Raw genomic sequence first — 23568 nt, forward strand, 5'->3', positions numbered from 1 at the left:
TCATTGCAAACTTACACGGTGACTACGCCTTATCCGCATTTTTGATTTCTTCACTATTCTTTAATATCTATTTGGTGTTTCAAATAAATAAACTTAAAAAGATGGCCGTAAATAATGACAATGATCCGATTAGGAGGAGTCCCTATGAGAATAACAAAAGTAAATGATGTTTATCAGGTTACTTTCTTTCCGAATTTTTTTCCTGTCAATTGTTATTTAGTCGAAGAAGAGAAGTATCTCACACTAGTTGACACTGCTTTGCCTTTTAGTAAAAAGGGAATTTTGAAAGCCGCAAGGGATATAGGAAAGCCGATTCGTAAAATTGTGCTCACCCATGCTCATAGTGATCATGTTGGCGCGCTCGATGGCCTTAAACAGGAACTTCCCGATGTTGAAATCCTGATTTCTGAAAGGGAATTGAAGATTCTTAAAGGAGATGTTTCTTTAGAAGAAGGGGAAGAGAATCTGCCGATCAGAGGCGGGGTACCGAAAAACATTCAAACGACACCAGATATTCTTTTACGTGATGGAGATAAAATCGGTTCTTTGACAGCTATACATTCACCAGGGCATACACCTGGGATGATGTCGTTTCTGGATGTCAGAACGAACAGCTTAATTGCTGGAGATGCCTTTCAAACGAAAGGCGGCATAGCTGTATCAGGTGATATGCGATGGCGTTTTCCTTTTCCAGCGATGGCCACATGGAATAAAGAGGCTGCGATCGTTTCGGCAGAACGTCTGTTAAGTTATAAACCTTCCGTTCTTGCAGTAGGTCATGGAAATCTACTCATTAACCCAGAAAAGGGAATGAACCAGGCGATTGCAACAGCAAAAAAATCATTAGCGGTGGTGTGAACATATGCCCAAGTCGATCTCAACGAATCTTTGAATGTGATCCTTGAAACGTATATAAAAGGAATTGGTCGATAAATTCATTTAATCTTACCAAGGGGGACAAAGTGGTGTATGTAAATGCGCGAGCTATCATAGAAAGAAAAAGGGGATCGGAAATAGAAATCTTAGTCCAAATGCGAGATAAACCGAATCAGCCAAAAGCATTAGAATTACCAGGTGGAAGGATCGAGGAATATGAATCCATTCAAGATGCGTTGCATAGAGAGGTATTCGAAGAAACGGGATTGAAAATTAAGGAGATTATACAAGGGACGAATCAAAAGGTCTATTCTAATAATGGTACGACAATTGAAGGGTTGATCCCATTTTTTGTTTATCAGACAATTCAAGGCCCTGTGGACTCAATAGGTTTTATTTTCAGATGTGAAGTGGAAGAAGGGGAATTAACTGCTAATGATGAGGCTTCAGGACATCAATGGATGTGTATTAGTGATGTTCAGCGGTTATTTGAAAACGCACCCGATTCATTCGATTTCCTCACTCACGGGCTATTAAACTATTATCTTGAATGGATTAAACTCAACTGCAACGAGATCAAGGTTTAAGGGATATTAAGGAAACAGCAAAAGTGCTTTTTATGGGGGATACATAGATGAAGTTCAAGAAAATACTGAAATGGAGCGGGATCATCATTGTTTTATTGGTGATATTCATGTACCTGAACAATACCACGCTTTTTACCAAAGAACGAAATGGTGATCCACTTCTCCTGGCACATCGGGGACTCAGTCAAACCTTCAGTATGGAAGGGATAAAGGGAGATACCTGTACGGCTGAACGGATTTATGAACCGGAGCATCCTTTTCTGGAAAATACCATTTCATCCATGGAAGCAGCGTTCGATGTCGGGGGGGATATAGTGGAATTTGATATAAGACCCACCAAGGATGACCAATTCGCAGTTTTCCATGATTGGACACTTGATTGTCGAACGAATGCAACTGGAGAGCCGAAAGCGTATACGATGGATGAATTGAAAAAGATTGATATTGGATATGGCTACACAGCAGATGATGGTAGGACTTACCCATTCCGGGGTAAAGGAGTCGGTTTGATGCCATCTTTGAGTGAGGTCCTTTCCCATTTTCCAGATGAGTCGTTGTTGATTCATATAAAGAGCAACGATCCGAAAGAAGGGGTTCAACTTGCTCATCTTCTCTCTAAACTTTCAGGAGAACAACAGAGTCAGATCGCGGTATATGGAGGGGACGAACCGATCGCTGCACTCAAGGAACAACTTCCTGACACCAGGGTCATGTCAAAAGCTACCTTGAAGAGTTGCCTTATTCCCTATATCGCTTTGGGGTGGACAGGACACGTTCCAGAAGCTTGTCATGAGACACAGATCCATATTCCGGAAAAAATCGCACCGTGGTTATGGGGATGGCCAGATAAGTTCTTAAACCGGCTTGAAGCAGTCGATACTCGAGTCATTGTGGTCGCAGGCGATGGAAGTTGGTCGGAAGGCTTTGATGCAGTGGAGGATTTGGAGCGGTTACCCAAAGACTACAGCGGCGGAATATGGACGAACAGAATCGATAAGATTGCACCGGTATTCCATCATAAAAAATCCAAGTAACTTCAATCAGGAGGCGCGTTCCAAGTGCGCGTCCTTTTTGTATTGTCGACGTGACACAAATAATTGGGAGAGAATGAGGCAACCTAGAAACATCCCTGTTCAGAAAGGTTTTCGTTCGATATGAAGAAAAAATTTATTATGGTGTTCATGTTGATCCTTGTATTGTCTTTTATTACACCTTCTTATGCAAAAAATACCGTCGAACTTCCTGAAGAAGATTCAACAGAGCTGAAGTATCAGGATATGATCATGTTGTTTCTAGGACCACACATTGATCAAGCTATTTCGGATCATTATTCATTTTATTTGAAAAAGGACCCAATCGTTTACCCATACCAGATTAAAGTTAAGAAAGTAAATCGGATCAATGAATTTCGTGAGTTTCATTTTGTCATCATATTAGAAGTCACTCCAGTGGTCGGTCCCCATATCACAGTCGGAAAAGATAAATTGATCTTTGAAGTTTCTCCCACATTACCGGAAAAAGTTAAACTTCTAAAATTCGAACATTTAGAAACACACGAACTCCCGCCAGTTTGGATGCATCTTCTCAGGAAAAAACCAAGTTTGTAAAACTCTAATAGAGATATTGACACATTCTTTTCATCATCGTTACATGAAAGGGTGCTCCCACGACCATACTAATGGCGGGAGGTAATGCTTGCTATGATACATATTTGGATGGCTGCTCTTTTGTTAGTGGCTCAACAGGGTGAACAGCTTGAAAGCTTGACGTTGACACAACAAAAAGAGACCATTACTACCGTTGAGCGTGAAGAATTTTCGATACGAATACCGGATACACGTATACTTGATGTTGAAAAATACACTAAATTCATTAAAGAGCTTGATCAAAAGGTTTATCAAGCTCCTGTCAATGCCAGGCTAGATGATTTGGGGAATATAAAACCTGGACAAGTGGGTTATAAGCTAGATCGGCAAATGTTCAAGGAGCAGTTTTTCGATTATTACTATGGAGATGGTCCTTCTAAGGTAGAAGTTCCAGAGATGGATATTTATCCGAAGGTGGATAGTGAATTGCTTGCTCATATCAAGGTACAGCAGATTGGCCAGTATGTGACGTATTTCAATTCGAACAATGAAAACCGTACACATAATATTTCTCTTGCAGCAGAAGCGATCGATAATACAGTCATTTTTCCCGGGGAGACGTTTTCATTTAACAAAGTGGTCGGCAGGAGAACAAAGAAAAAAGGATATATGCCAGCTCCTGTCATCGTAAGAGGAGAAGTGTCAGAAGGGATTGGAGGAGGGATTTGCCAGGTGTCATCAACATTGTTCAATGCTGTTGATCGAGCAGGACTCCAAATCATTGAACGATACTCTCATAGTAAGCGTGTCCCATACGTACCGCCTGGTCGTGATGCGACAGTTAGCTGGTATGGCGCTGACTTTCAATTTCTCAATAAATATAATCAGCCGATATTGATCCGGGCTAAGCGGTATGGAGGAAGCATGGTCGTAAAACTCTATTCCTCTGAGGTCATCAACTTCGAACCCCGGAAAGTTCCAAAAGCTTCATCTGATTTACCTGATGAAATTAAAATAAAAAATGAAAATTGACATTTATGATAAAACGGGACTGGATCGTTCAGTAATCCCGTTTTTCTTTTTGCAGATTTTTAAAACAACAATTATGTGTACCCTTATTTTTAGCTCTGGTTTAAAAGGATTATTTGGCAATCTAGAGAAATAATCTTTAGAAGGAGAGGGGATCAAATGGAACAATTAGAAAAGAGAGACTACATCAAGGCAGTGAAAATATTAGAAAAAGAACAGACGGATCATACATTTTCGTATTCTGTATTGGAAGGAATCGTTGATGGGCGTGTGTTTGTTGATGACCGGTCAGCTCCAAAGGCTGTGCTAATTGAAGTTCACAATGGGATCCATCATCTCGTTGGAAATTCTGAAGATGGAAAGTTCGATGAAGTTCTACATAACTGGTTCATGGAAAAGGTCATAAATAAGAATAAACCAATGGTTCTATTTGCTTCAAAAGAATGGGAGGATCAAATAGATCATTGGAATGTAGCGAGTGATAAAAAGAGTAGAATTGTTTACGCCCTAAATAAGGAAAAGTTTTATGAACAGGAAAAATTAATCCTTCCAAAAGGGTATACCGTCAAAAAAGTCGATAGTGCGATCATAGGTAGAAGTGAAGAATACACGGAGAAGTTTTATGAACTATATTGGGGGTCACTGGATAACTTCTTCTCCCATGGATTCGGTTTTTGTATTGTAAATGGACAGGCGGATATTGTTTGTGAAGCTACCACAGTAGCTGTGGGAGGGGGTTCCTTTGATTTTGATCTCTATACGAGTGAAGCTTATCGAAGGAATGGTTTCGGAGGAATAATCGGCCAGATGATGATTGATGATGGACTAAAACAACACCTCTCCCCAAGGTGGGAATGTTTTGATTCCAATATTTCTTCGATTAAGACGGCGGAAAGTTTAGGGTTTGATCAAGTCTGTACACATCCATTCTATATTTTATAAAGTATCAGAGAGGTGTCTATCCTTCCAGGACCAAGTCAAAGAGTCATTATTAAAAACTCACCTTGTGCAAGTTGATTAGAGAGCAAGGTGCGAGACTCCTCGAAAATAAAAATCGCATTTTCTACGTGCGATGTAACGCTGCCGAAGCTTTCCTTGTCCTGCGGGCTCACCGCACGCCCCGTGGAAAGCTCAACGACTTTTAAGAGCAACAAAGATTGCGAAAACAGCCTTTTATTTTTTCAGCACTCCATTTTCTCTTAGAATCGGCATTGTACAGCAGCGGAAGGAACCTCCTGATTTGATGATTTCAGAAATATCGACCTCGATTACTTCGAAACCTTTTTCCTTCAATTGTGCATTAACTTCTGTATTGATCGGCAGGCTGATAATTTTTTTGTGTCCTATTGATAAAACATTCGTCCCAAGCGTAAATTGTTCTTCTTTTGTTACTTCAATTAATTCATAACGTGAAGAAAAGAGCTCGAGTTCCTTCTTATCCAACGCAGGTGGAAAGATCAATGCGACTTCAGGAGAAACGACATTGAATACACAATCTAAATGTAAATATTTCTCATTGAAAGGGATTCCCATCACCTTGTAGGTTGTTAAAATACTTTGTAGATGATTCACAGCCTTTTGGTCGGTACGATAACTTAAGCCCACATAAATCGTATCCTGGTCGATGAGCACATCTCCGCCTTCTATTTTTTCCTCAGAAAGATTGAAATACGACATTTCTTCATCATCAAGCCACTGTTTTATAATTCCGACTTCACCTTTACGAACGTTACTCCCCATTTTAGAGATGAAAACGGTTTGGCCCAGGGTAAAGCCGATATCTCGTGTAAACACCTGTTCAGGGAATTTCGCATGATACGGAAGCAGGATCACTTCTGCCCCGTTCTCCCTGAGTATTTTGATGAAGTGGTTATGTTGTTCAACTGCCAGATCGATATTTATTCCCTCGTCTTTGAACTGCTTTTGAGTTTCATTGATGATCTCGCGGATCGTCATATAATGTGGTTCACACAATATGACTCTCTTCAATTCATCGTATTCACTGTTACAGTAAGTTTTATGGTTGTTTTGATGCAGATTCGCTTCCATATGTAAGCCTCCTAAATAGCTGATCAACTCTACAGATAGTATGGACAGATGCTTGATCAAGTATTTTGAGTTCAGTTTTCTTTTCTCTCCATTAGGCTTTGTGTAAATTTCTTCTTCCCATAATGGAAAAATTCGTATATAATAACAACTGTACTAATAATAATAATACAGTTAGTACGGTTAATACAGTTCATACAGTCCGAATCCAGATGGGAGGGTGGCCATGTTTGATCTCGATGTTCGAAGTCGTAAACCAATTTACGAGCAATTAGTCGATAAATTTAAAGTGCTTATTATCAATGGTGTCATGAAAACAGATGAACAGCTTCCGTCTGTAAGGGTGCTTGCCCAACAATTGACGATCAATCCGAACACGATTCAAAAGGCGTACCGGGAATTAGAATCACAAGGATATATCTATTCGATCAAAGGAAAAGGCAGTTTTGTCAGTGAGACTGAACATGCTGTCAACTCAGAAAAACTAGCAAAGGTAAAGACAGAATTCAAAGAACTCGTCTCAGAGGCACTTTACCTTGGTATGACAGCAAAAGAACTGCAAAATTACATTACAGAAATAGAGAAATCGATAGGGGGAGGGGAACAAGATGATTCGGGTCAATGATATAGCGAAGAAGCTAGATGACGTCGAGGCATTATCGGACGTTTCCTTTACAGTCAAGAAAGGATCCATTTATGGGTTGTTAGGTTCAAACGGAGCAGGCAAGACAACGCTGCTAAGGATCCTTGCCGGGGTATTAAGAGAGAGTTCTGGAAGTGTCACAATCAATAATGAACCTGTTTTCGAAAATACGAAAATGAAAGACAGGATGATTTTTATTCCTGATACGCTGTATTTCTTTTCGCAATACACAATTCAGCAAATGGCGAATTTTTATAAGAGCATGTATTCGAATTGGAATGAAGAACGGTATCAGCAAATGAAGGAAGTCTTTGAGATTGATGTAAATAAAAAGATCCACAAGTTTTCAAAAGGGATGCAGCGTCAGGTGGCGTTTTGGATATCGCTCTCTACAATGCCCGATGTATTGATTTTGGATGAACCGATTGATGGACTTGATCCAGTCATGAGGAAAAAAGTGAAGAACCTGATTTTACAAGATGTGGCGGAACGTGAAATGACCGTGCTCATCTCTTCTCATAACTTGAGGGAAATTGAAGACATTTGTGATCACATCGGGATATTACATAAAGGAAAGCTTTTACTGGAGAAGGAACTCGATGTATTGAAGTCGGACATTCATAAAATCCAGATTGCTTTTAAAAAGGAAGTTCCAGATGAGCTGTTCGCAGGTGTGGAGTTGTTGTACAAAGAAAAACGCGGAAGTGTCATGCTCTGTATCGTTAGAGGGCAAGCGGATGAGGTTACGAAACACTTTGAAAGATTCAGCCCGGTTGTTTATGACCTATTACCGCTCACACTAGAAGAAATCTTCATATATGAGATGGGGGATGTTGGCTATGCAATCAAAAACGTCCTGGATTAATAGAGAATTGATTATTCATAGCTTCAGGAGTGTTGGATGGGTTGCATTGATTTATCTTGTTGGACTTTTACTTGTAGTTCCAATGCAGGTGTTAATGATCTGGAGTGATGAAAACCAACGTGGTTTCTTAAGGGATAACATCTTTCATTATACATCTGTTGTACAGTTCGGATTGATATGTGCAATACCTGTATTGCTTGCCATATTTTTATTCCGATTTTTACATGTGAAGAACGCATCTGATTTTATGCATAGCCTGCCGCTTAAGAGAACACAACTATACAACTGTTATGCAGGGATGGGGGTTCTTTATCTAGTCCTTCCTGTACTCATTACAGGGCTCATCATGACGATTCTTTACGGCGTATTGGATTTAGAAGGCTATTATTCTATTAATGATGTGGGTCGTTGGATGGGCATTACTATAGTCTTTACGTTACTAGTTTATTTCGCTGGTGTATTTGTAGGAACAGTGACGGGATTATCGGCTGTACAAGGGGTCTTAGCTTACATCTTTCTGTTATTCCCACTCGGCATCACTGGGTTATTCTTCATGAACGCGAGCTACTATTTGCATGGATTTTCAATGGCTTACTATTTGGACAGCCAGATTATTAGATTTTCACCGCTCAGTGCATTTGTAGATTCTATGCAAAGTAATGAAAATTACATGCTCAATAGCCTAGAAATAGTTATCTATCTGATTTGTTCTCTCGCTTTATATGGAGTAGGAATGCAAATCTATAAACGAAGGAACCTTGAAGCCGTATCCCAGCCATTCGTCTTCCGTCCATTGAAACCCATTTTCAAATATGGGGTAGTATTTTGTGTCATGTTGTTGGGCGGTGTGTATTTCAGTGAAACACAACGATCGTTCAACTGGTTGATCGTTGGCTATGTACTCGGGGCTGTTTTCGGTTATTTTGTTGCTGAAATGCTTTTACAAAAGACATGGCGCGTTTTCAACCGATTAAAAGGCCTTGTTATTTTCGGAGTTGTTATAACTGTGGTTATTGTAGGTCTACAGTTTGATATCACGGGGTATGAAAGCAGGATTCCTGATACAGAAGATATAGAACAAGTCTTCATCAGCCAAGGATCATGGGCTTATGATAACCCTGATTGGAATCCTTCTAATTCCCCTGAATACTATCAACCATATTTGACTAGTAAACAGAATATCGAAGCAGTTAAAAAACTGCATGAGTATCTCATTCATCATAAAGAAATGTTTGTGAATTACAACGATTCACTTATCGAAGTATTCATGGCTTATGAGTTAGAGAATGGCGATCGAGTGATCCGACAATACCGTATGGAGGAAACAGATAAACTGATTCAACTTTTAAAACCGGTCTATGAAGCCGCTGAATACAAAGAAAAGACGAATAAAATATTCAATGTGGGCAGTGACGATGTAACAAGAATAACCGTTTCACCAGATAAAGGACAAATGCAGGAAGTCATCATCCATGAGCCTGAAAAAATCAAAGCAGCATTAGAAGCGTTAAAGACGGATGTCAAAAATGAGCCCTATACAGGTAAGAATAACGATGGCACTTTTGCATCAACAATTCGAATAGCGTTATCTAACGGTTCAAATGAAGAATTTTTCCTGCAATTCAAATGGTCCTACACACAATTTGAAGAATGGTTGAAAGATGAAGGAGAGCTTGGGAAGGCACGAATTACTCCTGAAGAAGTCGAATTCGTAATGATCGCTCCAGTAGACAGCGTACCATACAGTGATTTCGATGAAGAGATGATTGAGCAAGTGCTTGAGAGTCCGAAAACATTAAAGGTTACGACAAATCAAGAAATTCAGGAGAGCTTGGAAGCTGCTACGTGGGGTTATCACGGAAATGAATATGTTGCAATTTTTCAATTCAAGAATTCACATGAACAATTGCTAGGTTTTGAGGGAAATGACATCCCTGATTTTGTTATAGAACATTTTGAATAAAGATGAGGTGATAAAAGATGGAGGCAACACACCTTCAACAACAGAAACAAGAAATCGATTTAAATCTTATATATGAAACATTCCGGCATAAAGTATTCAAGGTTGCTGTGATGATCACCCATGACAGATATCTTGCAGAAGATATCGTTCAAGAGACCTTCATCAAGGCATTCAAGAAAATCGACTCTATATTGGATATCGATAAAATCGGTTCGTGGCTTTCGACCATCGCCTCACGGACAGCGATTGATCTCATCCGTAAAGAAAAGAGATCCGGCGCAATCCTAGTAGAGGATGTCATTTATACAGCGAACGAATACAACCAGGAAAAGAATGATGTTGAACAAATCGTCGAGGGTTTATGGATGGAAAAAGAAATCGAATACGAAGTAAGTGGACTAAAACCGGTTTTGCGTGAAGCCTTTTTACTTAAATATGATGATGGATTGAAAGAAGAAGAGATAGCTGATCGGTTACAGCTCCCGTTAGGAACTGTGAAATCACGATTATACCGGGCAAGGCAGCAAATCAAATGTGGAATTAATAAGCAAATTAGTACCTAATAAAGAGAACGCTCCTTTTTGCAGGGGGCGTTTTTCTATTGCACTTAAAGAAAGCATAAAATACGTTCTTCATATCAGCGCAATGAAGGCTCAGCCTGCGCTAAGGCTTAAAATGAGTAGATAAAGAGGGGTATGTCTGTAGGCGAGGTCATGAGACACTGAGAGCCAAAACTGAATGAAAATGCTTCATGGAAGCTTCATAAGACACAACTGGAGTTAAATACCGCAAGTAAGTGCTTCATGGTTATTAATCTCCGACAGTGCCAACCTAAGTTTTAGATATCTAAAGAGATGCTAGGATCGTTTTTGCAAAACGCAAAACGAGCCAATCAAAAGAACTTGGCTCCTGAACTTTTTATCTGCGGAAACAAAAAGGACACATTAGAATGCAGGGGATGCTACATTCTAAGTGTCCTTTCATGATAACTTTTAAGGGGGTTGTGCTAATAGGTTTCGGGTTTTCAGATTTTCATGTGGGGGTCTTCTAAAAAAACATTCTTTTTTTAGAATGTAATTAGCTCAAATTGACGATGAGGAAAATGATGGAATCGTGGTATAATAGTAAGAGTGCAATAGAGGATACTCGAGGGTGGAAGGCTGGTCCCCGTCTCAAGCAGTCAAGGAAGGGGGTGCAGCCATTGACAGCGTTCGAAGCGATCAGTCTGATGATCACATTTGGATTGTTAATCGTGACGTTGTTGTCTTTTCCTGATAAAAGGAAATAACCACCCTTGAGCTTTGCGGCATTAGGGTGGTCATCCATCTGAATAGCCTTCCCCCTTTGAGGGAAATCTATTGTGCTATCTCTCCGCAGGTGTTGCAGCACCTGCGGTTTTTATTAGTATATGTTGTCCTATCATTAGAATACCACAGTTTTACATAATCGTAACCTAATATACGCTTCTTTCAGAGTATATGGTAACTCCTCCGGATTGTGTACGACTTTTTCTGTTTTTTTATAGGCTGTTTTCGCAAACGTTGTTGCAGTCGTTGATTTCCGCTCCAGGATGCTCGCTTTCCGCGGGGCGTGCGGTGAGCCCACTCGTCGCCTTGCGACCTCAGGAGTCTCCTTTTCAAGGAAGCATTTGTGCTCTTGCGTCTACAAGAAAGTCCTTTCGAAGCGAGCTTCCTCGTCGCATGCCTTGCGAGGAGATTATTCAGGTAGTAGGCACGCTGATCCCGCAGGAGTCTCGCACCTTGCTCTCCAATCAACTTGCACAAGGTGAGTTTTTAAAAATGACTCAAAAGCAACAATCTTTTAGAAAAGCCCCGTTTTTGTGTTTGAAGGTATGAAAAGATATACGTTTCATTGGACATAATTTAAGGGAAACGTTTTTATTAAGACGAAGTGGATCTGTTAAGGTAAGATCCTTACAAAAGAGGGCGGAACATGGACAAACAGAAATGGATACGTAAGATTGTGATGATCGTTATCATAGTAGGGTTATTTATCTGGTTGAATCAGGCTTTCTTAGAAATTCCCCCAAGGGAAATTCGGGATTTGGTGATGGCGTTTGGCTGGATCGCACCGGGGATATACCTGATCATGTTTACAGTACGTCCCCTCGTTTTGTTTCCAGCTTCTTTATTAGCGATTGTGGGAGGTCTTGCGTTCGGTTTCTGGTTTGGAGTGCTTCTAACCATCATCGGAGCGTGTTTAGGAGCGATCCTATCGTTCCTGGCGATACGGAAGTTAGGGATTACATTCGGGAAGATACCTGATTCTGCAAAATACGAAACCTTGCGACAACAAATAGACAAGAAAGGTTTCATCATCTTATTGATTCTACGTCTGTTACCATTTTTACATTTCGAATTGGTTACATATCTAAGTGCAGTATCGACTATTCGTTTTTCACATTATTTTTTTGCGACATTATTGGGACTGGTCCCCGGAGCTCTGATTTATTGCGGTATCGGAAGCAGTACGTATTCTGGGGGGAACGAATTGATCATTATGTCGATTGCTTCCCTGGTGGTCCTCACAGCTTTGCCAATTCTGTTCAGGAAAAAGCTTTCACGAATGTTAGCCGTCCGGCTTGATCAGGAATAAAAATGTACACGAGGTGAGTTTGGTGAACCGTAAGACAAAAACGATCGTGTTTGATGTATATGGAACCCTGTTTGATGTGCATTCAGTGATAGAAGAGTGTGAAACCTACTTTCCACAAAAAGGAGAAGTAATCAGCAAGGTGTGGAGACAAAAACAGCTTGAATATTCTTTCCTTCGAGGATTGATGGGAAATTACCATTCCTTTTGGTCAATAACAAAAGATGCGTTAAGATATGCTTGTAAGAGTGAAGGTGTGGAACTGAGCGGATCAATTGAAAAATCATTATTATCAGCATATCTGCAATTGAAACCGTATCCGGAAGTGGAAGAGGTTCTTGAAAGGTTGAGAGGATTTCAATTAGCTGTTTTTTCGAATGGTTCAGAGGATATGCTTCATCCTCTGATTGAACATAATCGTCTGCAGTCCCATTTTTCCAATTTGATTTCAGTGAATGGAATAAAGCGGTTCAAACCACATCCGGATTCATATCTGTACGCATTGGATCAGCTAGGTGTGGAGCGGCACGAAGTCTTGTTTTTATCATCGAACACATGGGACATAGCAGGGGCAAAGACATTCGGCTTTCAAGTCGCCTGGGTCAATCGCACTGGAGGTGCAATGGATGAACTTGGTGTTGAGCCGCATCATGTCTTACAGAACCTTACTGAATTAATGGATTTAAGGAGAAATTATGTGTAAAAAACTGTTATTAATTGGAGGTGGCCGTGCCCACCTTTCTTTATTGAAAAAATTGAAAAAGGAAACATTAATGGGTTGTGAAATCACGTTACTCAGCCCAGCTTCAACAACCTATCATGCGGATATGTTTCCTGGGTTAGTTGAGGAGATCTATCAGCTGGAAGATCTTGAAATCGATTTTGCTGATTTAACTGAAAAAGCCGGAATTCGGTTTGTTCAAGGAACGGCGTTATCTATTGATGTGAAGCAGAGAATGGTGCTCACGGAAAATGGGGATATCTTATCCTTCGATGTCTTATCTATAGATACAGATAGGAGACGGAAGGGGACTGAAATCCTGCCAGACCGAGAAAATATTTTTGACCTTACTCAAAGAGCCCACCTTGAACGTCTCCAGGAGTATGATCATAAAAAAGGTTCAGTCGTCATCGTTGGAGACGGAGCAGAAGCCATTGAAATGAGTTTTTCAATGAAAGCTTGGAAACAGACATATCAAGATCATGCAAATGTGATTTTGATCCAGCCGCCTGGTATGTTTAGAAAGCCTCGAGATTTCACTTTACAAAGCTTGAAAAGTGAACTTGCGAATCAGGGAATAGAGGTGTATAGGAATAAAAGCATGGTCGAGATTCACGAAAACTTGATCAAGATTGGAAATGAATCGGTTTCATTTGATTCTTTACTATGGATGACAGTGTTAAAGCCACCTGGAGTATATAAGAGCTCAAAGCTCCCTACAGATGAAGAAGGACGTTTGTTGGTGGAAGATACATTGCAAGTGAAAAAGTATCCATTCATCTTTGGAGCTGGAAATGGAGTGACGATCCGAAACCATCCGAACCTTTCTGTTAGTGGGTCCATAGCAGATAAACAAGGAGAAGTGCTGTTTGAAAACCTTAAAGGGTATCTTGAATCGGGGGAGGGGTACCATTTCCGTCCGCCGAAACGACAGTTATCGGGTATCTCGGTTGGCCATAAACAGGCTTATCTAAAATATGGAGCCTTTTCTAGAAAAGGAAAACTTGCATGGAAATTAAAAGATAAATTAGATCGTGGTTACGTCTCTTCATTCAGATAGTGTATAGGAGATAAATTTTTAAAAAAAGGCTCTTATATTTGCTTTTGATTGATTTTTTAAAAAACACCATGTGCAAGTTGATTGGAGAGCAAGGTGCGAGACTCCTGCGGGATCAGCGGGACAGGTGAGACCATTCAATGTCGCAAGGCGACGAGTGGGCTCACCGCACGCCCCGCGGAAAGCGAGCATCCTGGGAGCGGAAATCAACGACTTTCAAGAGCAACAATGTTTGCGAAAACAGCCTTAAAAAAGGACTGCCCTGGAAATCTCAGGAACAGTCCTTTTTCATCTTTAATTAGTTTAATCTGTCACTTCAGCTTTACGTTCTTTCCTTGCTTGCCTGAAGAAGAATAACTCGTAGATGACTGGTACGATGATGAGTGTCAGGAAGGTTGATGTGGTCAATCCTCCGATGACGACGATCGCCAAACCTTTGGAAATCAACGTACCACTAGATGTTGTAAAGGCTAGTGGTAGAAGGGCAGCAATCGTTGCGAAAGCGGTCATCAAAATCGGGCGCAAACGGGTTTTTCCCGCCTCCAATAACGCTTCACGTATTGTCATCCCTTTTTCAAAGCGATTCTGGCCAATTCGGTCGACCAATACAATGGCATTTGTTGTAACGATTCCTATCAGCATCAAGACACCGATCATCGCACTGATGGACAACGGTTCATTCATCAGCCATAACCCCCCGATGGAACCGATGGGAACAAATAACAAGGAAGATAAGATGATGAACGGGATACGTGCTTTGCCGAATGTAATCAGCATCGTTAGATAGACAAGTCCGATTGCGACCAACATTGCCAATCCAAGCTGCTGGAAAGTTTCCTGTGTTTCATCGCTTCCGCTGCCGCCTTCGAGTGAGACCCCTTCAGGCAATTCAACATCAGCTTTTACACCATTTATGACATCACTAGATACCTTCTGGATGTTTTGTCCCTGGATCTTTGCGGATACACGTGCAAAGACTTTACCATCAAGCTTTTGGATTGAAGACACATCCTCAATCCGTTTCACTTCAGCGATATCGGATAAGTTAACAAGACCCTTTCCTGTAGGGATCTGTAATTCCTCTAACTCTTCAAGTGAACTCAGCTTTTCATCATATTGCAACGTCACAGACTGATCCTCTTCATCGATTGGCAATGTTCCTGCATCGACCGGCTTCGTCTGATCATTGATCATCCCAAGGACCATGAAACCAGAAACGCCATACTCAGAAGCGGTTTCAGGATCAATATTGACTGTCCACTGCGGCTGGGTTTCTGAAAAATTATTGCTTATATATTCAAGTTTATCCTGTTCTTTCATATAAGCTTCAACATCTGCCGAAGCTTCCTGGAGTTTTTCCAGGTCATTGCTATACAGGTCGATATTCACTTCATTGTTCGTAGGAGGCCCACCGGCTTCCAGTTCTTGAACACTGACAGCAGCATTTTCACTTTCTGTTTTCAAAATTTCTTTCAAGTCAGTTTCTAATGTGGAAATGACTTTAGAAACATTGGCAGATTCTTTTAAATTGATGAAATAATTGGCGACGTTCTCGCGTTTAAGTCCGCTTTGGAAATCACGGCTGCCGACTGCTGCAGTCACATCTTTTATGCCATCCACGTCACTTAAGTATTCTTCGACTTTCAAGGAAACATCATTGGTACTTTCTAACGTAGTCGATGCTGGCATTTCAACTGATGCAGACAACGTTTTCTGTTCTTCGTTAGGTAAAAACACAAAACCTAACTTGGATGTCAGGAAGAAAGACCCTCCTAACAATGCTAGCGAGACAAGGATAACTGGCAATTTATGATTCAATGAACCTTTTATCAGCTTCACATAAAGTCGCTGCAGCCACGTCGTTTTCTCTTCGTGTTTGACCTTCTTGAAGGATATCTTTGCAAGAATGGGCACGAGCGTCACCGCAACAACTAATGAAGCGAGTAATGCAAATACAATCGTCAAGGCGAAAGGTAAGAAGAACTCTCCTGTTATCCCCCCGACAAAACCTAAAGGTAAGAAGACGACAACGGTCGTCAGGGTCGAGGAGACAATTGCTTTCAAGATCTCTTTTGTCGATTGTAAAATTAATTCATCCCTGTCTTCAGATCCAACACTTTTACGTGTTCTCCGGAATATATTTTCGATGACGACGATGCTATCATCGACTACGCGTCCTACCGCGACGGCCATACCCCCAAGTGTCATGACATTCAATGTGATTCCTAAGCGCGACATAAAGATGGCGCTGATCAGGAGTGACAGTGGGATCGAAATGATCGCGATGATTGTAGCTCTGATATTACGTAGAAACAGCAATACGGCTAATGATGCGAACAGAGCTCCGTAAAGACCTTCTTTCACAAGTTTTTCAACAGATTGCTTGATCCCGGAAGCTTGATCAAATCCGATTGCGTAATCGACTCTGTCATCATATTTTTCAAGAGTCGAGATGACTCGTTCGGATACTTCCACCGTATTTGCACCTTGTTTTTTCGTAATAGCAGCGGACAGGGCACTTTGAAGATTGTACCGCGTAATCTCATCACTCTCACTTGCTTCTTCGACTTTAGCGATGTCTCCTAAAGTAACGATTTGTGAAGCATCATTACCTTCAGTTGGCGGCTGTTGGTCTGTCCCTTGGGGAGGACCTTCTGGATTTCCGCTCGGAGGACCTTGCTCACCGCCCTGACCGAGAGCTGTATTTCCTGCGTTCAATTGAAGGGATTCTAGTTGTTTGATCGTTTCGATCTTCTCCTCTACACGGACAGGGATCGATAATGTATCATTTTCTACAGATCCGGCAGGGAAAGACAAGTAATGTTGATTGATGGATTCTTTGATTTGATTCAGTGATAGCCCGTTCTGTCGAGCTTTTTCTTTATCAACAGTAATGATCAAGGATTCATCTTCCAGCCCGCCGACTGAGATGTTATTGACCCCGGGAATTTTCTTTACCTCTGGAATCAGTTCGTCTTCAACGAATGCCTTGAAGTTTTCTGAATCATCATTTGGGAACAATGAGATATTATAGATTGGAATCGTCCCAAACGAGAACCGGTTGATTTCGGTTTTCGCATTGTCTGGAAGATCTGCATCATCTATAAGACTTTCAATCTCTTGTTCCACGTCTTCAAGATTCGTTGAGAATGGAAATTCCAAATTGATGACGGATAGGCTTTCGAATGATTGGCTTTGCATTTTTTTAACATCATTGAGCGCTTTCAATCTTTCCTCTACTTTTTCTGTTACCTTTTCATTGACATCCTGGGTAGATGCACCTGGATAGACAATTTGAACCGACATTTGCGGAAATTCGATATCTGGAAGGAGATCGACTTTCAGATTACTGAAAGAGTATAAACCTCCTAACACAAGCAATAAGCTTATGATTATGACAGCGATCGGGTTTTTCAAACTAAAGCGTGTCAACCAACTCATGTTTTGCCCCCCTCTTGGATATGGATGTAATTTTAAATTCATATGTGAAAGTTCACATAGGTGATAATTACAAGTATAATGGAAAAAAAGAGGAGCGCAACAATTTTACATCTGATTTATTTGTAAATTTTGTGATAAGATGAATAGAGTTTTAATTGAAGGATTGATGAAAATGGCATTAAGATATGCTTTATTAGGATTATTGACGAAAGAGCCTGCAACTGGTTATGAATTGACACAACAATTCAAGGAGACCATGATTCATTATTGGTCGGCCCATCATACACAAATTTATCGTGAATTGATCAAACTTGAAGAAGAAGGATTGGTCATTTCCGTCTTATATCCTCAGGAGGATGCCCCGGATAAAAAAGTTTATACAATAGAGGAAAGTGGACGGGAAGCACTGTTTAAATGGCTCCTCGACTATAAAGTCGAACCGCCAAAATTAAAGGACCAGCAGCTGTTGCGAGTTTCAATGTTCCATTTGATCGATCCAGATGACGCTATCCGTTTTCTTGAACAAAGTAAAGAGCATCATCAATTCGGATTACAGCATATGAAAATCTGGCAGGAGAACCAATACAAAACTGAGCAGGATAAAAGAGCTGCATTGGGTGAATATTTTACATCTGAATTCGGAAAAAGATACATGGCAAGCTGGATTGAATGGTGTGATTGGGCGATAGAGATCCTCGAAGAAATGAAAGAAAATGATTCATTTAGTCAAAAGTAATGTTCTTCGGAAATCCAAATAATGAAAAGGGACTGTCGCAAAAATGTCAGAGTCCTGACTTCACAACTTTTGATACAAAATGTTGTGTTGGAGGTGCCTGAAAAATTTTTTTTAGGACAGTCCCTTTTGAAATTAGGTACTTAAAGTCGTTTGTTCTGTAAGGTTATAATACTTGCTTTCAATCTTTCTGGATACGTGCGGTGCAATGTTCCGGACAGCTTTAGTCAGGTGTTCAAGGTTGATTCCTGTATCAAGCCCCATCTGATGAAGCATATAGACGACGTCCTCAGTTGCGACGTTCCCCGTTGCCCCAGGAGCGAACGGACATCCACCTAAGCCACCAGCTGAAGTATCGAATCTCGTTATTCCAGCTTGAAGGCACGCATAAACATTTGCTAAAGCCATGCCGCGTGTGTCGTGGAAGTGTGCTGTCAACAACAGTCGATCTCCTAATTTTGTATTCAATTCATTGAATAATTGATAGCTTTCGAGAGGGTTCGCCATCCCGATTGTATCCGCAACGCTTAGTTCATCTACGCCATAATCCGCAAATTGTGTACATAACGCGACCACATCCTCCGGTTCGACTTTCCCATCATAAGGACAATAGAAGGAAGTGGAAATGCAAGCTCGGATGAAGTAGCCTTTCTGCTTCAGCTCTGTAAGGATTGGTTTCAATTCAGCCATGCTTTCCTCAGTCGTCTTGTTGATGTTCTTTTTATTGAATGTTGAACTGACACCCACGAAGACAGCGACATCCTTTCCATCCGTCTCATAAAGCCGTTCGATTCCTTTCCGATTCGGTGTGAGTACGAAGTTACGCTGATCATCGAGACAAGCGTCGATCACATCCTTTGCATCACTCATCTGGGGAACCCATTTAGGGGAGACGAACGACGTCAATTCCATTTCTTTGATTCCAGCATTTTTTAATTCTTTTATAAAGGTAATTTTCGCATCGGTAGGAACCTGACTTTTTTCATTTTGTAATCCATCCCTGGGTCCTACTTCGATGATTGTCACTTTTTCAGGTAAGTTCATAATGACCTCCAGTTTTTCGACAGTTTTAACACAAAGTTACAACATATGTAAGCGCTTTTATATACTTTATCTTTCATTGTAACGTGAAGAAATTTTAAAGGGCAAGTATTTTCATTCTTTCAAAGAAATATCGTCGGAGAAGAAGGAGAATTCAGAAATGACTGAGAAATAGACAAGGTGAGACAGATAACAACAAATATCAAGGAGGCAACACAGAGATGGAGAGAGAAGCTGTCATAGTCAGTGCAGTCAGGACCCCGATCGGTGGTTTTGGCGGAAGTCTGAAATCAATATCAGCTACAGAACTGGGTGGTATCGCAATTAAAGAAGCTTTGAAACGTGCAGGCATTTCAGAAGTCGAGGAAGTGATCATGGGGAATGTCCTGCAGGCTGGACTCGGTCAGAACCCTGCAAGACAAGCCGCAATGAAAGCAGGGCTTGCTGATACGACTTCTTCAATGACGATCAACAAGGTCTGTGGGTCCGGTTTGAAAACGGTCCATCTTGCTGCACAGTCGATCCTGTTGGGAGATGCAGATGTGGTTGTTGCAGGTGGAATGGAAAATATGAGCCAAGCCCCTTATCTATTAAAAGGAGCACGTGATGGCTATAAAATGGGGGATCAGAAAGTTGTCGACTCGATGATCCAGGATGGACTATGGTGTGCGTTCAATGACTACCATATGGGCATCACTGCTGAGAACCTATGTGAAACGCATGGATTGAAGCGTGAAGAATTAGATGAATTCGCAGCTTGGAGTCAGGAAAAAGCTGCAAGTGCGATAGAGAATGGTCGTTTTGAAGATGAAATCGTTCCTGTTGAAATCCCACAACGTAAAGGGGAACCTCTCGTCTTTAATACGGATGAACACCCGAAAAAATCAACTGCGGAAGAATTAGCGAAACTGCGTTCTGCATTCAAAAAAGATGGCATGGTTACTGCGGGTAACGCTTCAGGAATCAATGATGGTGCCGCTGCAGTCATCGTCATGAGCCGTCAAAAGGCAGAAGAGCTAGGATTGAAGCCACTCGCTGTCATTCGTTCGAATGCTTCAGCTGGTGTCGACCCTAGTATCATGGGGATCGGACCAGTGCCAGCAACGAGAAAGGCATTAGAAAAAGCGAATCTCACAATTGATGCAATGAATCTGATAGAAGCCAATGAAGCTTTTGCTGCCCAATCTTTAGCTGTTGGGAAGGATCTCAACTTCAACAAAGAGATTCTCAATGTGAATGGTGGTGCGATTGCACTTGGCCATCCGATCGGAGCTAGCGGTACTCGTATTCTCGTAACCTTGATCCATGAATTGAAACGCAGAAATGAACAATACGGCCTCGCCACATTATGTATTGGCGGCGGGCAAGGTGTGGCGACAATCATAGAAAATGAAGCATAAAAAAGGAGATGAAAAACATGAAACCAATTGAAACATCATTCTTAGAAGCAGTAAAAGATATTAAAGATGGAGCTACGATCATGGTCGGTGGTTTCGGTCTTGTCGGTATTCCGGAAAATCTGATTCTAGCTTTAGTCGATAGCGGTGTCAAAGATCTTACGGTAATCTCAAATAACTGTGGTGTAGACGATTGGGGACTTGGCCTCCTTCTAAAAAATAAACAGATCAAGAAAATGGTCGGTTCTTATGTCGGTGAAAACAAAGAGTTCGAACGCCAAGTTTTGTCTGGAGAAATTGAAGTAGAATTGATTCCACAAGGGACACTTGCTGAGAGAATCCGCGCTGGAGGCGCAGGAATCCCTGCATTCTATACACCAGCTGGAGTCGGTACACCGTTAGCTGAAGGAAGAGAGGTTCGGAATATTGACGGGAAGGATTACCTGTTGGAGTATGGGATGACCGCCGATGTCAGTCTTGTCCGGGCACAGAAAGCAGACAAAATGGGGAACCTCATTTATAACAAGACAGCTCGTAACTTCAACCCTATGATTGCAGCAGCGGGGAAAATCACGATTGCAGAGGTGGAGGAGCTATACGAAGCTGGTGAATTGGATCCGGATCACATCCATACACCAAGTATCTATGTTCAAAAAATGATCGTCGGTGAACAGCAGAAAAAAATCGAACGATTGACCGTTACGAAATAACAGCAGAGGAGGAAGTAATAATGACAAAAGTAGATAAAGCACTCGTACGCGAACGTATTGCTAGAAGAGCGGAAAAGGAAATTGAAGATGGGTTCTATGTAAACCTGGGAATCGGTATGCCGACATTAGTCGCGAACTATATTTCAGATAACAAACAAGTCGTCCTTCAATCAGAAAACGGTTTGCTCGGAATCGGGCGTTATCCGACAGAAGATGAAGTCGATCCTGACTTGATCAATGCTGGAAAAGAAACCGTTACTGCTACGAAAGGCGCATCTTATTTTGACAGCTCGGAATCATTTGGGATGATTCGTGGCGGACATATCGATATTGCGATTTTAGGCGGTATGGAGGTTTCAGGGAACGGGGATCTTGCAAACTGGATGATTCCTGGAAAGATGATCAAGGGCATGGGCGGTGCGATGGACCTTGTACATGGCGCAAAGCGGATCATCGTCATCATGGATCATGTCAATAAAAAAGGGGATCCCAAAATTCTCAACGAATGTTCTTTGCCACTGACAGGTAGCGGAGTGGTGGATCGAATCATCACCGATCGAGCGGTAATCGATGTAACTCCTGAAGGCTTGAAGCTTGTTGAGGTGGCAGAAGGATTTACACCAGAAGACATTCAAGAAACGACTCAACCGAGATTGATCATAGGAGACGATGTAAAGGTGAATGCATTTTAAATATAGGCAGTTGATCGAAAACAATAACTTTTAAGTAAAATGCCTGACAGAACGATTAGGGGGAGGTAATTGGTGAAAAGGATAACAGCACTTTCAAATCGGATCATGCAACGCTATCTTCCGGATCCATTCTTATTCGTGGTCATCCTTACGCTAGTCGTATTCGTGATGGGTATGCTCGTCACAAGAAGTACACCGGTTGAGATGGTGACTTTCTGGGGTGAAGGATTCTGGAGTCTGTTGACGTTCGCGATGCAGATGGTCCTCTTGTAACAGGATACGTTTTGGCGAGCAGCCCGTTATTCAAAAAAGGTTTAAGAAAACTTGCCTCTTTTGCTCACACTCCGGGGAAGGCGATCGTATTCGTCACACTGGTATCCCTTGCTGCGAGTTGGATCAACTGGGGTTTCGGACTCGTCATCGGTGCATTGTTTGCCAAAGAACTGGCTAGACAGGTCGAAAAGGTTGATTATCGGCTTTTGATCGCAAGTGCTTACAGCGGATTCCTTGTTTGGCATGGGGGTTTTTCAGGATCCATTCCATTAACGATCGCGACGCCTGAGCACTTTTCCAGTGACATCATCGGTGTCATCCCGACGTCTGAAACGATTTTTGCACCGTTCAACATCTTCATCGTGCTAGCTTTGTTTATCACTTTACCTATTGTCAATAGGTTGATGATGAACCAGAAAGACAACCAGTTTTACATTGATCCCTCAATTCTAGAGGAAAAGAATGTCGAGGCCGCTGCGGTTGAATCGAATACGCCGGCAGAAAAGCTTGAAAACAGCTGGATTATATCAATGGTCATTGGCTTATTGGGAGTTGCGTTCCTCGTCTATTATTTTGCGACAAGTGGATTCAGTCTCAATCTGGATATTGTCAATTTCCTATTCTTATTCCTGGGAATCTTGCTGCATGGAACTCCGCGACGCTTCATCAACAGTGTGTCTGATGCGGTTAAGGGTGCTGGAGGGATCATCATCCAGTTCCCGTTCTATGCAGGTATCATGGGGATGATGGTAGCGAGTGGGTTAGCTGCTGAAGTGTCTCAATGGTTCGTCAGCATCTCCAATGAATTGACGTATCCGTTCTTTGCATTTTTAAGCGCAGGAATCGTCAACTTCTTCGTTCCATCCGGCGGAGGCCAGTGGGCTGTACAAGCACCTATTATGCTGATGGCTGGTGAAGATCTTGGAATCAGTGCTGCAAAAACAGCAATGGCAGTAGCTTGGGGTGACGCCTGGACGAACATGATCCAACCATTCTGGGCACTTCCGGCACTCGCTATCGCTGGATTATCTGCAAAAGATATCATGGGCTTTTGTGTAATTGCCATGTTAGTCAGCGGTCTTTTTATATCAATCGGATTGGTGTTCATTTAGAGTGATTTTTATAGGCTCTTTTCTAAAAGATTGTTGCTTTTGAGTCATTTTTAAAAAACCACCTTGTGCAAGTTGATTGGAGAGCAAGGTGCGAGACTCCTCGAAAATGAAAATCGCATTTTCTTCGTGCGATGTAACGCTGCCGAAGCTTTCCTTGTCCTGCGGGATCAGCGTGCCTACTAC

24 protein-coding genes and 1 pseudogene are annotated in these 23568 nt (G+C 41.6%); 19 read left to right on the plus strand and 6 right to left on the minus strand.

The window, feature by feature from the left end:
- Window positions 1-144 precede the first annotated feature (144 nt).
- From ACTWQL_RS14235 to ACTWQL_RS14260, 6 genes are all read left to right on the plus strand, one after another.
- Complete coding sequence (locus ACTWQL_RS14235; protein ID WP_443143092.1) at window positions 145-858, plus strand: MBL fold metallo-hydrolase; 714 nt, start codon at window positions 145-147, stop codon at window positions 856-858.
- 107 nt (window positions 859-965) lie between these two features.
- Complete coding sequence (locus ACTWQL_RS14240) at window positions 966-1463, plus strand: NUDIX hydrolase (protein ID WP_443143093.1); 498 nt, start codon at window positions 966-968, stop codon at window positions 1461-1463.
- A 47-nt stretch (window positions 1464-1510) separates the two neighbouring features.
- Window positions 1511-2497 carry a glycerophosphodiester phosphodiesterase family protein gene (locus ACTWQL_RS14245; protein WP_443143094.1) on the plus strand — a complete coding sequence of 329 codons (987 nt, stop codon included), beginning with the start codon at window positions 1511-1513 and terminating at the stop codon, window positions 2495-2497.
- Between the two features lie 120 nt (window positions 2498-2617).
- Window positions 2618-3070: a DUF3888 domain-containing protein gene (locus ACTWQL_RS14250; protein WP_443143095.1), complete on the plus strand. Its 453-nt coding sequence runs from the start codon at window positions 2618-2620 to the stop codon at window positions 3068-3070.
- 93 nt (window positions 3071-3163) lie between these two features.
- Window positions 3164-4081 (plus strand): VanW family protein, encoded by a 918-nt coding sequence (locus tag ACTWQL_RS14255; protein WP_443143096.1) that lies wholly within the window; start codon window positions 3164-3166, stop codon window positions 4079-4081.
- Between the two features lie 156 nt (window positions 4082-4237).
- On the plus strand, window positions 4238-5020 hold the full coding sequence (locus ACTWQL_RS14260) for a GNAT family N-acetyltransferase (RefSeq protein ID WP_443143097.1): 783 nt from the start codon (window positions 4238-4240) through the stop codon (window positions 5018-5020).
- Between the two features lie 35 nt (window positions 5021-5055).
- Here the strand turns inward: ACTWQL_RS14260 and ACTWQL_RS14265 are convergent, their stop codons facing one another.
- On the minus strand, window positions 5056-5232 hold the full coding sequence (locus tag ACTWQL_RS14265) for a hypothetical protein (protein ID WP_443143098.1): 177 nt from the start codon (window positions 5230-5232) through the stop codon (window positions 5056-5058).
- A 19-nt stretch (window positions 5233-5251) separates the two neighbouring features.
- Window positions 5252-6127 (minus strand): dimethylarginine dimethylaminohydrolase family protein, encoded by an 876-nt coding sequence (locus tag ACTWQL_RS14270; RefSeq protein WP_443143099.1) that lies wholly within the window; start codon window positions 6125-6127, stop codon window positions 5252-5254.
- Window positions 6128-6350: 223 nt separating this feature from the next.
- Between ACTWQL_RS14270 and ACTWQL_RS14275 the strand changes: the two genes are divergently transcribed.
- From ACTWQL_RS14275 to ACTWQL_RS14290, 4 genes are read left to right on the plus strand one after another with little or no spacing between them, the layout of a single operon-like run.
- The gene (locus ACTWQL_RS14275; protein WP_443143100.1) at window positions 6351-6749 is read left to right on the plus strand and encodes a GntR family transcriptional regulator; all 399 of its coding nucleotides are present in this window, start codon (window positions 6351-6353) and stop codon (window positions 6747-6749) included.
- Entirely contained in the window at window positions 6733-7632 is a 900-nt protein-coding gene (locus ACTWQL_RS14280; protein ID WP_443143101.1) for an ABC transporter ATP-binding protein, read from the plus strand. Before ACTWQL_RS14275 ends, ACTWQL_RS14280 begins: the two co-directional genes overlap by 17 nt.
- Window positions 7607-9595, plus strand: a complete 1989-nt coding sequence (locus ACTWQL_RS14285; protein ID WP_443143102.1) for a DUF6449 domain-containing protein — start codon at window positions 7607-7609, stop codon at window positions 9593-9595. The genes ACTWQL_RS14280 and ACTWQL_RS14285 overlap by 26 nt, the downstream gene beginning before the upstream one ends.
- Before the next feature lie 17 nt (window positions 9596-9612).
- Window positions 9613-10158 (plus strand): RNA polymerase sigma factor, encoded by a 546-nt coding sequence (locus tag ACTWQL_RS14290; RefSeq protein WP_443143103.1) that lies wholly within the window; start codon window positions 9613-9615, stop codon window positions 10156-10158.
- Between the two features lie 514 nt (window positions 10159-10672).
- Here the strand turns inward: ACTWQL_RS14290 and ACTWQL_RS14295 are convergent.
- On the minus strand, window positions 10673-10921 hold the full coding sequence (locus tag ACTWQL_RS14295) for a hypothetical protein (RefSeq protein WP_443143104.1): 249 nt from the start codon (window positions 10919-10921) through the stop codon (window positions 10673-10675).
- Window positions 10922-11295: 374 nt separating this feature from the next.
- Between ACTWQL_RS14295 and ACTWQL_RS14300 the strand changes: the two genes are divergently transcribed.
- The 4 genes from ACTWQL_RS14300 (at window position 11296) to ACTWQL_RS14315 (ending at window position 13989) form a co-directional block, all read left to right on the plus strand.
- Window positions 11296-11451: a hypothetical protein gene (locus ACTWQL_RS14300; protein WP_443143105.1), complete on the plus strand. Its 156-nt coding sequence runs from the start codon at window positions 11296-11298 to the stop codon at window positions 11449-11451.
- Window positions 11452-11548: 97 nt separating this feature from the next.
- The gene (locus ACTWQL_RS14305) at window positions 11549-12211 is read left to right on the plus strand and encodes a TVP38/TMEM64 family protein (protein ID WP_443143106.1); all 663 of its coding nucleotides are present in this window, start codon (window positions 11549-11551) and stop codon (window positions 12209-12211) included.
- 22 nt (window positions 12212-12233) lie between these two features.
- Window positions 12234-12911 carry a haloacid dehalogenase type II gene (locus tag ACTWQL_RS14310; protein WP_443143107.1) on the plus strand — a complete coding sequence of 226 codons (678 nt, stop codon included), beginning with the start codon at window positions 12234-12236 and terminating at the stop codon, window positions 12909-12911.
- Window positions 12904-13989 (plus strand): NAD(P)/FAD-dependent oxidoreductase, encoded by a 1086-nt coding sequence (locus ACTWQL_RS14315; protein WP_443143108.1) that lies wholly within the window; start codon window positions 12904-12906, stop codon window positions 13987-13989. The genes ACTWQL_RS14310 and ACTWQL_RS14315 overlap by 8 nt, the downstream gene beginning before the upstream one ends.
- A 300-nt stretch (window positions 13990-14289) precedes the next feature.
- On the opposite strand, the gene ACTWQL_RS14320 is transcribed toward ACTWQL_RS14315, so the two are convergent.
- Window positions 14290-17427, minus strand: a complete 3138-nt coding sequence (locus ACTWQL_RS14320; protein WP_443143109.1) for an efflux RND transporter permease subunit — start codon at window positions 17425-17427, stop codon at window positions 14290-14292.
- Window positions 17428-17599: 172 nt separating this feature from the next.
- Between ACTWQL_RS14320 and ACTWQL_RS14325 the strand changes: the two genes are divergently transcribed.
- Window positions 17600-18163 carry a PadR family transcriptional regulator gene (locus tag ACTWQL_RS14325; protein ID WP_443143110.1) on the plus strand — a complete coding sequence of 188 codons (564 nt, stop codon included), beginning with the start codon at window positions 17600-17602 and terminating at the stop codon, window positions 18161-18163.
- Between the two features lie 132 nt (window positions 18164-18295).
- Here the strand turns inward: ACTWQL_RS14325 and ACTWQL_RS14330 are convergent, their stop codons facing one another.
- Entirely contained in the window at window positions 18296-19204 is a 909-nt protein-coding gene (locus ACTWQL_RS14330) for a hydroxymethylglutaryl-CoA lyase (protein ID WP_443143111.1), read from the minus strand.
- Window positions 19205-19422: 218 nt separating this feature from the next.
- Here ACTWQL_RS14330 and ACTWQL_RS14335 point away from each other — a divergent pair, with 218 nt between their 5' ends.
- The 4 genes and pseudogenes from ACTWQL_RS14335 (at window position 19423) to ACTWQL_RS14350 (ending at window position 23385) form a co-directional block, all read left to right on the plus strand.
- Complete coding sequence (locus ACTWQL_RS14335; protein WP_443143112.1) at window positions 19423-20601, plus strand: acetyl-CoA C-acetyltransferase; 1179 nt, start codon at window positions 19423-19425, stop codon at window positions 20599-20601.
- Window positions 20602-20618: 17 nt separating this feature from the next.
- On the plus strand, window positions 20619-21308 hold the full coding sequence (locus ACTWQL_RS14340; protein ID WP_443143113.1) for a CoA transferase subunit A: 690 nt from the start codon (window positions 20619-20621) through the stop codon (window positions 21306-21308).
- Between the two features lie 20 nt (window positions 21309-21328).
- Complete coding sequence (locus ACTWQL_RS14345; protein ID WP_443143114.1) at window positions 21329-22000, plus strand: 3-oxoacid CoA-transferase subunit B; 672 nt, start codon at window positions 21329-21331, stop codon at window positions 21998-22000.
- 72 nt (window positions 22001-22072) lie between these two features.
- Window positions 22073-23385: pseudogene (locus ACTWQL_RS14350) on the plus strand (short-chain fatty acid transporter).
- Here the strand turns inward: ACTWQL_RS14350 and ACTWQL_RS14355 are convergent.
- Window positions 23362-23568: hypothetical protein (locus ACTWQL_RS14355; RefSeq protein ID WP_443143115.1), on the minus strand; the 207-nt coding region annotated here is incomplete at its 5' end. The pseudogene ACTWQL_RS14350 and the gene ACTWQL_RS14355 overlap by 24 nt on opposite strands.

The sequence above is a fragment of the Pseudalkalibacillus sp. R45 genome, from assembly GCF_052246725.1.
Lineage (GTDB): Bacteria > Bacillota > Bacilli > Bacillales > Fictibacillaceae > Pseudalkalibacillus.

What these genes read in the sequence shown, in the direction of transcription:
- ACTWQL_RS14235 (WP_443143092.1), top strand. Translation starts at nt 145, where the DNA reads ATGAGAATAACAAAAGTAAATGATGTTTATCAGGTTACTTTCTTTCCG.
- ACTWQL_RS14245 (WP_443143094.1), top strand. Translation starts at nt 1,511, where the DNA reads ATGAAGTTCAAGAAAATACTGAAATGGAGCGGGATCATCATTGTTTTA.
- ACTWQL_RS14250 (WP_443143095.1), top strand. Translation starts at nt 2,618, where the DNA reads ATGAAGAAAAAATTTATTATGGTGTTCATGTTGATCCTTGTATTGTCT.
- ACTWQL_RS14255 (WP_443143096.1), top strand. Translation starts at nt 3,164, where the DNA reads ATGATACATATTTGGATGGCTGCTCTTTTGTTAGTGGCTCAACAGGGT.
- ACTWQL_RS14260 (WP_443143097.1), top strand. Translation starts at nt 4,238, where the DNA reads ATGGAACAATTAGAAAAGAGAGACTACATCAAGGCAGTGAAAATATTA.
- ACTWQL_RS14270 (WP_443143099.1), bottom strand. Translation starts at nt 6,127, where the DNA reads ATGGAAGCGAATCTGCATCAAAACAACCATAAAACTTACTGTAACAGT.
- ACTWQL_RS14275 (WP_443143100.1), top strand. Translation starts at nt 6,351, where the DNA reads ATGTTTGATCTCGATGTTCGAAGTCGTAAACCAATTTACGAGCAATTA.
- ACTWQL_RS14280 (WP_443143101.1), top strand. Translation starts at nt 6,733, where the DNA reads ATGATTCGGGTCAATGATATAGCGAAGAAGCTAGATGACGTCGAGGCA.
- ACTWQL_RS14285 (WP_443143102.1), top strand. Translation starts at nt 7,607, where the DNA reads ATGCAATCAAAAACGTCCTGGATTAATAGAGAATTGATTATTCATAGC.
- ACTWQL_RS14290 (WP_443143103.1), top strand. Translation starts at nt 9,613, where the DNA reads ATGGAGGCAACACACCTTCAACAACAGAAACAAGAAATCGATTTAAAT.
- ACTWQL_RS14295 (WP_443143104.1), bottom strand. Translation starts at nt 10,921, where the DNA reads ATGGATGACCACCCTAATGCCGCAAAGCTCAAGGGTGGTTATTTCCTT.
- ACTWQL_RS14300 (WP_443143105.1), top strand. Translation starts at nt 11,296, where the DNA reads ATGCCTTGCGAGGAGATTATTCAGGTAGTAGGCACGCTGATCCCGCAG.
- ACTWQL_RS14305 (WP_443143106.1), top strand. Translation starts at nt 11,549, where the DNA reads ATGGACAAACAGAAATGGATACGTAAGATTGTGATGATCGTTATCATA.
- ACTWQL_RS14315 (WP_443143108.1), top strand. Translation starts at nt 12,904, where the DNA reads ATGTGTAAAAAACTGTTATTAATTGGAGGTGGCCGTGCCCACCTTTCT.
- ACTWQL_RS14320 (WP_443143109.1), bottom strand. Translation starts at nt 17,427, where the DNA reads ATGAGTTGGTTGACACGCTTTAGTTTGAAAAACCCGATCGCTGTCATA.
- ACTWQL_RS14325 (WP_443143110.1), top strand. Translation starts at nt 17,600, where the DNA reads ATGGCATTAAGATATGCTTTATTAGGATTATTGACGAAAGAGCCTGCA.
- ACTWQL_RS14330 (WP_443143111.1), bottom strand. Translation starts at nt 19,204, where the DNA reads ATGAACTTACCTGAAAAAGTGACAATCATCGAAGTAGGACCCAGGGAT.
- ACTWQL_RS14335 (WP_443143112.1), top strand. Translation starts at nt 19,423, where the DNA reads ATGGAGAGAGAAGCTGTCATAGTCAGTGCAGTCAGGACCCCGATCGGT.
- ACTWQL_RS14340 (WP_443143113.1), top strand. Translation starts at nt 20,619, where the DNA reads ATGAAACCAATTGAAACATCATTCTTAGAAGCAGTAAAAGATATTAAA.
- ACTWQL_RS14345 (WP_443143114.1), top strand. Translation starts at nt 21,329, where the DNA reads ATGACAAAAGTAGATAAAGCACTCGTACGCGAACGTATTGCTAGAAGA.